The organism is Paenibacillus senegalensis JC66 (assembly GCF_000285515.1).
GTDB classification, from domain to species: Bacteria; Bacillota; Bacilli; order Paenibacillales; family NBRC-103111; genus Paenibacillus_L; species Paenibacillus_L senegalensis.
In genome coordinates this window covers 220,246-232,049 of record NZ_HE610962.1, presented here as the reverse complement: position 1 = coordinate 232,049, position 11,804 = coordinate 220,246, and the positions used below count along the sequence as shown (strand labels likewise).

The following is an 11,804-nucleotide window of genomic DNA, read 5'->3' as shown; positions in this document are numbered from 1 at the left end:
TCAAACTCAAGCTTAAGGGAGCAATAATCCCAGGATTAGCCAGACCAAAGCACCTAGAAAGCCGATAAAGGCGGATTGGGCCAATGACTCCCGCGACAGCTTTTTCGACTTGAACCAATCAAAAAGCACCCAGCCCGCGAAAATAACAACGGCAACGATAAGCGATTCTAACAGGATCATTCGTGCATCCCTCCCAAGAATCGACTATATCAAACCTAACAAGGTCCAGCAAGTATATTCCCAATAGGCTCTGAGCTGTTCCGACTAAGGAGTAGCAGCAGGGCCTTTTTTGATCCCGATAAATGTTAGGCCTCCAAGCTGTCGGAAACTTAAATGATTTATGTCGTTAAAAACATCCTCCCTCAGCTCCATTCCTCATGCTAACGTTTCTGCTATTATCGATCTTTCCACTGTTATCTATCGTATCCTTTATGATCTATCGTGTTTCTCATTACCGTGCTTGCGAACAGATCTGTTGTGTACCCATAACCCGCAAAGCGGAATCATGAGCAGTAAAGTCCATGTTAGAAGTGCACCTAAATAAAGGTTTGCCAATATCGTGATTCCGATAAAACCGCCGTAGCGAAGAGCTAGGATCCATAAGGTATCGTTCTTTACATGGGAGTAAAACAGGATGCGTCCAATTAATAAAATGACCAAGGCAGCGACAGCTTGAATCCAGAGCATAGGTAGATCTCCTTTTCATGTATTTAATCAAGAAATAAGTTTCTGTAGGGCAAAAAAATTGAAAAACAAAATTTCGTTCCTCTATAGTAACAAAAAATCTCCAATCAGGCAAAAGTGTTCTCATATGATCTTTTACGTAAAAATCCTTTATTTTAAAGGTTTTTTAATATCTATCAGAAAAAAATTTACCAAAGGAAAAATATTTTGATATAATAAAAAATGTTTCACTAAAAAAATCCGATGACAAAATTCAGCTGTGCTTTGGAAAAGGATTTTACACCAATATCGGGGGAGGAGTTTAACGTGGGAAATAGAACAAGCACAATTTTAATCATGTTTTTATGCTTTTTGGTAATGCTGTCATCTTTGCCGATGACAGCTTATGCAGCGCTGCAGGAGAAAACCCATAAGCCGGTCCAGGGTAGAACGGTACAGACCAAGGACAAAGTGGATCTTATGGTTCGGGAGGAGTTCAACCAACAGGCATTTGTCACTTATTTGGTCAAGCTAAAGGAAAAAGCGGACGTGAATCAAGCATCCCGCTTGGCGGAACAGCACTCGCTGCAAACTAAGGCAAGTCCGTTGAAAGCCAAATTGATGGCGCGGAATTACGTTATCCATGCGCTTAAGGAGACCGCGGAACAAGCTCAGACGGATGTGGCCGCCTACCTGGAGAAAGCCGCAGCTTCCGGTAAAGTCAAGGAGTACCAATCTTTTTACATAGTTAATGTTATAGCGGTTACCAGCACGGAGGCAGTAATGAATGAGCTAGCTCAACTGGATGAAGTTGAAGAGATATTGCCTAACCGCACCCGCGCCCTGGAGTACGAGGCTGGCGGAACCGGGGAAGCTGTAATGGAGCTCGCTTCGGAACCAGGTGTTTACCCCTGGAATCTGAGCAACATCGGCGTTCCTCAAGTATGGGAAATGGGATACGACGGAACTGGTGTAGTCATAGCCAATATGGACTCTGGCGTAGATTACACTCATCCGGCGCTGGCAGCCAATTGGCGGGGGAACAATGCTGGCGAAGAGCAGCGGCCGGAGCTTCATTGGTATGATGCTACGGCAGAGAAGCGGCGGATGCCCTATGATGGCGACGGTCACGGGACTCATGTTATGGGTACCATGGCAGGAAACAAGGTGGAGGGAGAGCTGCCCATTGGGGTAGCCCCTGGAGCCCAATGGATTGCTGTCAGAATATTTGACTCGGAAGGCACGGCGACTGACAGAGGAATCCTCGACGCAGGTGAGTGGATCCTCGCTCCTCGCAACGAACGCGGAGAGATGTTCCCTTCGCTTGCGCCGGATATTGTCAACAATTCCTGGGGAAGCGGAAGCGGCAAGAATGAGTTTTTTCTGGAAATTGTTGAGGCTTGGAGGGCTGCGAATATTTTACCCGTATTCTCTGCCGGCAATGTCCGTTCCACCAACCCGGGCGGCGACGGCTCAATCACTGCTCCCGGCAACTATCCCTCTTCTTTTGCAGTAGGAGCGGTTGACCGGCATAGGCAGCTGGCTGATTTTTCCTTATGGGGCCCCTCTCCATACGGTGAGATTAAACCGGATCTTGTGGCCCCGGGGGTCAACATCCGCTCTGCGCTGCCTGGCCATACTTACGGCCTCTTGAGCGGAACGTCGATGGCCAGCCCGCATACGGCAGGGGTTGCCGCCTTGATTTTACAGTCTACTCCTTCTCTTGAAGTTGATGAATTGGAGAAGCTGTTAAGCGAAACGGCTGAGCCGCTGACGGACGATCAATTCCCGCAAGTCCCCAATCATGGATACGGATGGGGTCAAGTCAACGCTTTCCGTGCCGTCTCTTCGGTATCTGCGTCCGGAACCGGACGGATTGAGGGGCAGATTACAGTTGAAGGGCATGATGATATCAGGCCTGCGATCGAGCATACCCCCATTCATTTGATGTTTAATGCGGCAGACCAGACAATAAGTGCCGCAATCAGGGACAACGTTGGAGTCAAGGAGGCAGAGCTTAGAATCAGCAAGGCAGGCACAGCCGATTGGATGGTGCTGCCGATGAGCCTTGTATCCGGAAACCGCCGCAGCGGAACTTATGAAGCGGTGATCCCTGCTGAGGATCTGTTGTTAGAGGGAATTCAATACCAGCTGCGGGCAGAGGACTATGCGGGCAATCAGACGCAGACCGACTTAGTTGAGGTCAGCGTGTCAGAAGGTATCAAGGCAGGATACTATCAAGACTTCGAGTCGGATATAGCTGGTTTCGAATTTCAGGGCAATCCGGGAATATGGCAGTGGGGGAAACCGCAGAGCGGCCCGTTAGCCGCTTACTCCGGCGAGAAAGTGCTGGCAACAGTGCTCGCTGGGAATTACCCTGTCGGCACCGAAAGTTTTTTTGTGCTGCCGATTATTGATTTAAGGGATGGCGCTCACACGATATTGTCCTTTAGACATTGGTACAAATTAGGGAGCTGGATGGACGTTATTCAGGATACGGCGGAGGTCTGGATCGGAGTGAGACCGCGGAACAGCACCGACAAATCCGAAGTGCAGTTTGAATTGGCCAAACTGTATGAACGCAGCAGCGGGGCGTGGGAAATTGACTATATTGACTTGTCGCCATATAGAGGGGAGCAGATTTATGTAGCTTTTCAGCTGCGTGGAAAGAACGGCTCGGATGAGGGCTGGTATATCGACGATATTGCTCTCGAGCTGCCAGCGGAAGGCGTACCGCAAGCTCCGCAAGGCGTGGAGATTCGCAGCAATACGCCCGGCCGGGTAATTATTAACTGGGACAAAGTAGAGGATGATTCGATTAAGGAGTATGTAGTTTATCGCTCCGCTACGGGAGAGGAAGGATCGTTTGAAGAAATAGGCGCCACCAGCTCCTCTGCCGTCTATTCGCGCGGAACCTATGGGGATCAGCCTGTGCCGCAAAAGGGAACCTATTACTATTACCTTACATCGCGAACCTATAGCCTTGCGGAAAGCGCTCCTTCCGGGCAGGTTTCCTGGACCTTTACCGGAGGGGAAGAGATTTTTAGCGATGATTTTGAAGGTGAGAACCTGGGATGGACTATCAACGGTGAGCCGAATGACTGGGCATGGGGCGTCCCGGACCCCGCATATGCCAGAGGACCGAAAACCGTACCGTCAGGCGATCGGGTATGGGCAACCAATCTGAGCGGAGACATGCTGCGCCAGACCAGCCGGAGCCTGGTATCGCCGGTGATTGATCTGACTGCCGCCGGACATGCGGTTATCTATTATCAGAATTGGTTCGATTTGGATGATGGAGATAGAGGATACGTGGAGATCACCAAGGATGGAGGAATTACCTGGTCTCCGTTATATATGCTGACTAATGCCTACAGTACGAGCCGGCCTTCCAAATGGTGGTTTCTCGAAGAAGTTCGCATACGTGACGAATTTCTCGGGCATCAAGTGCAAATTCGCTTCCGCTTGGAGAGCAGAAACTCTTTGTATGTTGCAGGCTGGTATATTGACGACGTGGAGGTGAGAGAAACCGAGCCGGTCAAGTCAGCCGTCTATAAAAGTACGGAAGAAGAGCCGGCCCGAATACCGGACGGGGAACAGGCGCCGCCGAAGCTGCTCAATACCACCGCAGGTCCACAGGCTAACTACGAAGAGGAGTTCACCCCGGATCAGATGAAGCAGCTTCCCGCTTCCGCTATGGTGACGATTGAGGAGACGGGGCAGTCCGCGCGCACCGAATCAGGATCAGGTCTTTATTCCCTTGTTCATCCTGCCGGTGACTACAACATAAAGGTGGAAGCTTACGGCTACCATCCTCACATCGGCAGCGTGCAGGTCAGCAAAGGGGGAACTTCCCGTTTTGATGCTACACTTGTTCCGTTAAGCAAGGGTCAGGTAAGCGGCAGGATTACCGATAAAGACGGCAATCCGCTCAGCGGTGTTAGCGTCAAGCTGCTGGAGGATGCGCATGTTCCTGCTGCCTATACGGATGATGAGGGGAGCTTTGTGCTGGAGGCTTATGAAGGAGACTATACGCTGTCCGCGGCGAAAAAAGACTACGACTCTTTAACCATCCCGGTATCGATTGCAGGAGATCAGACAAGCGAGTTGGCCTTGACCTTTCATAGAGTGTGGGGACTCAGCCGGGAGCTGGCTTATGATTCCGGCTCAGAGGATAATGCGGTTGCTTTTTCCTCTTCCGGGAATGCTTACGGAGTTCGGATGAGTCCTGAACAGCCGGTGCAGGTAACAGGGGCAAAATTTTACTTCTCAACGAAAGGATGGCCCGATCCGGGAGGAAGCAGCTTTCAATATGCCTTGTTCGAGGCTGATCGCCATGACGGATTGGCCGGGAACGTGATTGCCGGTCCGTATGAAGGCCGGGCACGGTCGGACGGCCAGTGGACGGAAGTGCATTTTCCTCATCCAATTATGGTTGATGGCGATTTCTACGTGGCCTACATCCAATCCGGCGACTATCCAAATGTGCCGGGACTGGCAGTCGATGAAACCGGGGTGGACAGCGGCCGCTCCTTCAGGATGGAAAATGAAGTTTGGCAAAAGCCGACAGCTCAGGGAAATTTCCTGATCCGCGCGCTCGTGACTCCTGTGGAAAATGAGCCGCCGATAACGGGTCTTAAGGCCGATCCTCCTTATCCCGTTGTGCTTCAGGGGGAGGAGCTGCCATTAACGGTTCATGCGATCAGGCAATCGGGTGAAGCGGTTAACGTAACCTCGCATTCCGAATTTACCGTCCGAGAGCCTGATGTGGCCGAAGTTGACCGTTATGGTACGGTCAAGGGAATTAAAGCCGGACGAACGGTTATTGCAGTAACTTACGAGGAGTGGAGCATTGATGTCGAGCTGGAGGTCAGAGAAAAACCGGGTGCCGATGAAGAAATTGTGGCGATAATGGCCCGGCCGTCTGACTTAACGCTCAAACAAGGAGAATCGGCACCATTAAGCATATGGGCGGAAGTGGTCAAGGTTAAGCGGGAAGCTGCTGCTCCCAAACCGGTGAGTGAGGGCGTCTACTCCGACTTCCCGGCGAGCGTAGCACGCCAAGTTTATCAAGATTCGACTGGGGAAAGCGTTCTGTCTCAATCACCGGAGCGAAGATGGATTCCGGTAACCCATCTGGCTAGCTACACGACAGGCAATGAGAAGGTAGCCGCTGTGGATTCAGCCGGGAGAGTTTATGCGGTTGGTGTTGGGGATGCGGTCATCAACGTCAATTATGAGCAATTCCGTACGGAAGTCCGGGTGCGCGTAGCTGCAGGTGAAGACCCTGTGCCCGGAAAACCGGAAGAGCCCGGAACGCCGGGAGATCCAGATAGACCGGAGGAACCGGGAGGGCCGGGTGATTCGGATGGGCCGGAAGGACCCGGTAAGCCCGCTCAGCCGGGCACGCCAGGGGAACCGCAGCAGCCGGAAGAGCCGGGAAAACCGCAAGAGCCACAAGAGCCACAAGAGCCTGAGGTTCCAGAACAGCCGCAATCACCTGGCCGGCCTGGATACTATGGACCTTTTCCTATTCTCGTGGACAATTCCGAACCGATAACGAGCAAGGACAAGGTAATCGGCCGGCTGAATCAGCAATGGAAAAACGGCAGCGAGGAAGCGGTTCTGCTGCTTGATAGCCAGCATTTAACGGATCAATTGAGAGGTGAACCGCTTAAGCGAAAAGCACCTGTCAGCTGCGATTTGAGCTCAGTTTCTTTCGAAAGCTATGGCTTCGTAACGGTTAAGCTGGACCGTGCGGCTGCAGGGCAGCTGATAGAATCAGGCAGGACGCTACAGCTTATCCATCGTGATTTCGAGCTGGAATTATCCGAAGCTGCGCTGTCGGATTTAATCGATGATGCGGGAGAGTTGACTATTCGCATCGGCCTGGAGAAAGATTCGCTCGGGCAGACTCAACTGCTCTGGAATGGTCGGGCAGTAATGGTGTCTTCAATCGTGTCCCTGCAGACGGAACAGAAGGGAGTTCTCCCGTTGGTCACCCTTCGTCTGAGAACGAATGGCAGCCTGCTATCCGATTCAAGAAAAACCGCTATATATAGCGATAAAAGTGGAGAATGGGGCTTCCAGGGATTATCCTTGCGTAAAGGGGAGCTGCTGGAGCTGGAGGTAGAGCCTGCGGGAGCTTATGCCATTATGGAATATAACCGGACCTTCAAGGACATTAGCTCCCATTGGGGTAAGGATTATGTTGAAGTATTGGCTTCCCAGCATATCATTACAGGCAGCGGGACAGACCAGTTTTCCCCGGAAGCGCTAATCACGAGGGGGGAATTTGCCGCTTTGCTCGATCGCATTGCAGGATTAGATCACCCATGGTCTTATTACGCTGCGAGACCCGATGCGCATGAAACACTGCTGCGAGAAGAGATGGTGCTCAATCTGGTCAAAGCGCTAGGGACAGATTTGACAGACTATCCGTCAGAACTGGCATTCGCAGACCGGGATGAGATATCCGCAGACGCCCAATCGGCTATTCGCTATGCTTACGACCAGGGATGGGTGGTTGGAATGGGAGACAATCAGTTTGCTGGCCGGGAAGGCTCTACCCGGGCGCAAGCAGCTGCGCTGCTCTATAAGGTGTTAAGGCAGCTTAATTTGCTGCAGGTTTAATCCCGAGTTTAATCCCGAAACCGATGGCTTGCGGAATTATTCCGTACAGCGGTCGGTTTTTTTCTTGCAAAAAATATCGCTGGGGAGTATTGACAATTGGCTTGAAGATGGTTATTTTGTATTTAGTCATTAATTTTGCATAAGGGCAAAACTTGTTCATGTAAGAACATATTTGTCCTAAGGAAAACATTTTTTCATAACAGGAGGAAACAAGAGTGGAGAATCAAATGATACGCAAATCAGGACTAATTCTAAAGATGATCATGCTGGCACTAGTGCTGGTTTTGTCTGCCTGTTCATCGCAGGGTGGCGGACAGCCGGGCGAAGGGAACCAAGGGGGAGGTCAGGAAAACAATACGCAGCAGCAGGGTGGCGGACAGCAAGGCAATGGCGGGCAAGACGGCGGACAGCAGCAGAGCGAAGGAAGCGGCGAGCAGGAGGAGCCCATAACCATCATCACCACGATTGCGCAAATTGCTGACCCGTTATCCGTAATTGGCGGTGACCGGGTTCAGGTTGAGAGCCTGATGGGGCCTGGCGTAGATCCTCACTTGTACAATGCAACCCAGGGAGATATTCAGAAGCTGGAAAACAGTGACATGGCTTTCTATAACGGCCTTAATCTGGAGGCTAATATGGAGAGAGTATTCGAAGAGATCGGCAAAGAAAAGCCTGTGCTCGCCATCGGAGACGCAATTGCGGAGGAGAAGCTGCTGGAAGACGAAGAAGGGGAAATAGACCCTCATATTTGGTTCGATATCGACTTGTGGAAAGAAGCGCTTGAAGCCGCTGCCGAGCTGTTGAAGTCCCATGCTCCCAAGCATGCAGAGTACTTTGAGACCAACAAACAGGAATATTTTAAGCAACTGGATACCTTGAAGGAAGAAGCGTCGGAGATGCTTGGCCAGATACCGGACCAGAAACGCTATCTCGTTACGGCTCATGACGCGTTCGGATATTTTGGACGGATGCATGACATTGAAGTAATTGGTCTCCAAGGACTTAGTACAGAGGATGAGATCGGACTTTCAGATATCGACGACACGATTGAAATCCTGATTCAGTATCAGGTGCCGGCTGTCTTTGTAGAAAGCAGCATTAACCCGGCCTCCATCAATGCGGTCATCGAGGGTGCCGAAAAACAAGGACTGCAAGTTAAGCTTGGCGGAGAATTGTTCTCGGATGCCATGGGGGACGCCGGGACAGAGGAAGGGACGTACATCGGTATGTACCGGCACAACGTTGTTACGATTTACCATGCATTGACCGCAGAAGAAGGTGAGTAGGATGATTCCCGTACTCAGCGTCAAAGGCTTGTCCGCCTCCTATCGCAAAAATCTCGTATTAAACGATATTAGCTTTGAGATAGAGCCAGGAACCTTGACGAGTATCGTCGGCCCCAACGGGGCAGGAAAGTCCACGCTGCTCAAAGTCATCCTGGAGCTTCATCCGAAGCTGACGGGATCGGTTTCCTTCTTCGGTACCTCTTATAAAGCTTCGAAGGCGAGAATCGGCTATGTGCCGCAGAGAGGATCCGTGGACTGGGACTTTCCTACAAACGCGCTGGATGTGGTCATGATGGGACTTTACGGACAGATTGGCTGGTTCAAATGGCCCGGGCGCCGTCATAAGGAAAAGGCTATGAATGCATTGCAGGACATGGGAATGGCTGATTATGCAGAGCGGCAGATCAGCCAGCTCTCCGGAGGACAGCAGCAGCGGGTATTTCTTGCCCGTGCTCTTGTCCAGGATGCGGATCTGTATATTATGGATGAACCGCTGGCAGGAGTGGATGCTGCGACCGAAAAAGCGATTATGGACACGTTGAAATCGTTAAAAAGCAGAGGCAGAACAGTCATGGTTGTCCATCACGATTTGAACACCGTGGAGGAGTACTTCGACCATGTTCTCCTGCTAAACCGTACGGTAATGGCTCACGGTCCGATCGAGGAAAGCTTTACGAACGACAATGTCCATCGGACCTATGGGGGCTCACTTCGCTGGGTGGGAGAGGGAATCACATGCTGAACTTTTTGTCTTATAACGGGCAATGGGTCCTGCTGAGCACGACGATACTGGGCATTGCATCAGGTGTGATAGGCTGTCTGGCCTACTGGAAAAAACAAAGCCTAATGAGCGATGCTCTATCACATGCAGCGCTGCCTGGCGTAGTCATCGGATTTTTAATGATTGGTGTGAAGAATCTCCCGGTCATGATAGCGGGTGCTGCAGCAAGCGTGCTTCTCGGCGCCCTGCTTATCCAATGGATCCGCTCATCGAGCAGGATTAAGGAAGATACCGCAATGGGAATTATTTTGTCGGTCTTCTTTGGCCTTGGCATCATGCTTTTAACTTTTGTAAACCGCACGGCAGGGGGAAATCAGAGCGGGCTGGACAGTTTTATTTTCGGTCAGGCGGCGGCTATGGTGATGTCGGATGTTTACACAATGGGCGGCTTGGCGCTGCTTGTTTTGCTCATCGCTGTTATTGGCTTTAAGGAATGGAAGCTGTACTTGTTTGACGGGGCTTTCGCCCAAGGAATCGGATTGTCTAATCGCATAATGAGCAGCATCTACCTGGCAGTGCTTGTTATGGTGATCGTCATTGGCATTCAGGCTGTGGGTGTTATCCTTATGGCCGCTCTGCTGATCATTCCGGCGGTCAGCGCCCGGTACTGGACCAACAGCTTCAAATGGATGCTGATCGGGTCAGGCTTGTTTGGCGGGGCAGCGGGAATTGCCGGAACGTATATTAGTACATTAGGGAAAGGATGGCCGACGGGGCCTTTTATCGTCATTACCGCCTCGTGCTGGTTTGTAGTTTCTTTATTTTTTGGCGTGAAAAAAGGACTGATCGTCATGTATCTGCAGCATCGCGCCCAGAAAAAGAGCTACGCGGCCACACTTTCCAACAAGCAGAGAATGGCGGAGGGAGGATAATATGAGCTATACAGCCTGGATATTAATAACTGCTTCCCTTGTCGGGTTTTCCTGCGGATTGATCGGTGTTCTCCTTATTTTAAGAAGGATGGCGATGATGGCCGATGCGATCAGTCATACGGTGCTTCTCGGAATTGTAGTCGCTTATCTGATAACAAGAGAGCTGAGTGGAATCCATATGCTGATTGGGGCTATCGCGGCGGGATTGCTTACGGCGGTGCTGGTGCAGTCGTTTCATTCCCTTGGTGTAGAGCAGGATGCATCGATCGGTGTAGTGTTTACCACTTTGTTTGCGCTAGGGGTTATTCTGATTGCTACGAAAGTAGGAAACGCCCATTTGGATGTGAAGCATGCTTTAATGGGGGAGATTACCTTTGTTCCTTGGGAAAGGATCGAGCTCCCTTGGCTTGGCTCCATTCCGGAAGCCGTAGTGGTTCTGGTCGTGGTAACGGTAATCGTGCTGCTTGCCATCATTGGCCTTTATAAAGAATGGAAAATTACGTCCTTTGATCCGGCGCTTGCTGCAAGTATGGGAATTCCCGTACTGCTGCTCCACTATGTGTTCATGTCCATGGTGTCTGTCACTACCGTTGCTGCCTTCGATGCAGTTGGGGCGATCATGGTCGTTGCTATGCTCATTACCCCTGCGGCGGCCGCTTACCTATGGACAGACCGGCTGCTGGTCATGTTTGTATTGAGCAGCTCATTCGGCGTTCTGTCAGCGATCGTCGGATATTATATTGCGGCTTGGCTGGATACATCAATCTCTGGCTCCATGGCTTTTACTACTGGTATTGTGTTTGTCCTCAGTTTTTTGCTCTCGCCTAAACATGGGATTCTGGCGAAGTACATCCGCCCAGCCGTTCCGGCCGCATGAATGCCTGTAGTCTCGGCCGGTAACCGGCAGGCCTCTGGCAGGGAAGCCGCGTATCCCGACCGGGAGAAGCAGGAGTCCTGGCAGGGAAGCCGCGTGTGTCGGCCGGAAGAAGCAGGCGTCCATGCAGGAAACTGTAGGAGGAAGAGAGGAGTAAAGAATGCCCACACCTGGAATGGAGGATCATCTGGAGCAAATCTTTATCCTGTCAAGACACCGGGGCTACACAAGAGTTTCCGATGTTGCTGAAGCGTTGTCTGTGAAAGCTTCATCTGTATCCAGAATGGTGTCGAAGCTCAGGGACTCAGGTTATGTGGACTATAAAAGATATGGCCGTGTTTCTCTAACCAGAAGCGGCTGGCAAATAGGCTGGAGGCTGCTGTACCGGCATGAGTTTCTGGAAAAGTTTCTGAGACTGCTGGGGGTCCAGGAGGACAAGATACAAGCAGAAGTTGAAGTGATAGAGCACCATATTAGTTGGGAGACTTTATCCAGATTAGAAGCCCTTATGCGCACAGTAGAACAAGATGCCGAGCTTCAGGTACAGCTCGAGAAGCAGTTACAGCAAATTCAGCAGCAGGCGGACGGGCCGGCTTAGGCATCCCAATAGCCGCGCCCTACGCTATGCTTGCTAGACCCTCGTCACAGTCCCCCATCACGCGTTCACTCTAATTGTCTCACTTTCGTGGGCCTCT

8 protein-coding genes are annotated in these 11,804 nt (G+C 51.2%); 6 read left to right on the top strand and 2 right to left on the bottom strand.

Features of this window, described 5'->3' with window-relative positions; translation table 11 throughout:
• Positions 1-12: 12 nt before the first annotated feature.
• Both PSHG_RS31055 and PSHG_RS21975 read right to left on the bottom strand, forming a co-directional pair.
• Positions 13-180, bottom strand: coding sequence for a hypothetical protein (locus tag PSHG_RS31055; RefSeq protein ID WP_010277839.1), 168 nt, complete (start codon positions 178-180; stop codon positions 13-15).
• Between the two features lie 249 nt (positions 181-429).
• Positions 430-687, bottom strand: coding sequence for a hypothetical protein (locus tag PSHG_RS21975; RefSeq protein WP_010277836.1), 258 nt, complete (start codon positions 685-687; stop codon positions 430-432).
• A gap of 303 nt (positions 688-990) precedes the next feature.
• Between PSHG_RS21975 and PSHG_RS28635 the strand changes: the two genes are divergently transcribed.
• The 6 genes from PSHG_RS28635 (at position 991) to mntR (ending at position 11,707) form a co-directional block, all read left to right on the top strand.
• Complete coding sequence (locus PSHG_RS28635) at positions 991-7,296, top strand: S8 family serine peptidase (protein ID WP_010277835.1); 6,306 nt, start codon at positions 991-993, stop codon at positions 7,294-7,296.
• Between the two features lie 215 nt (positions 7,297-7,511).
• Positions 7,512-8,582 (top strand): metal ABC transporter solute-binding protein, Zn/Mn family, encoded by a 1,071-nt coding sequence (locus tag PSHG_RS21965; protein WP_010277833.1) that lies wholly within the window; start codon positions 7,512-7,514, stop codon positions 8,580-8,582.
• 4 nt (positions 8,583-8,586) lie between these two features.
• Entirely contained in the window at positions 8,587-9,324 is a 738-nt protein-coding gene (locus tag PSHG_RS21960) for a metal ABC transporter ATP-binding protein (RefSeq protein WP_026021546.1), read from the top strand.
• Positions 9,318-10,235 (top strand): metal ABC transporter permease, encoded by a 918-nt coding sequence (locus PSHG_RS21955; RefSeq protein ID WP_010277829.1) that lies wholly within the window; start codon positions 9,318-9,320, stop codon positions 10,233-10,235. The genes PSHG_RS21960 and PSHG_RS21955 overlap by 7 nt, the downstream gene beginning before the upstream one ends.
• Position 10,236: 1 nt before the next feature.
• Positions 10,237-11,112: a metal ABC transporter permease gene (locus PSHG_RS21950; protein WP_010277826.1), complete on the top strand. Its 876-nt coding sequence runs from the start codon at positions 10,237-10,239 to the stop codon at positions 11,110-11,112.
• Positions 11,113-11,269: 157 nt separating this feature from the next.
• Positions 11,270-11,707 carry a transcriptional regulator MntR gene (gene mntR, locus PSHG_RS21945; protein WP_010277823.1) on the top strand — a complete coding sequence of 146 codons (438 nt, stop codon included), beginning with the start codon at positions 11,270-11,272 and terminating at the stop codon, positions 11,705-11,707.
• Positions 11,708-11,804 lie beyond the last annotated feature (97 nt).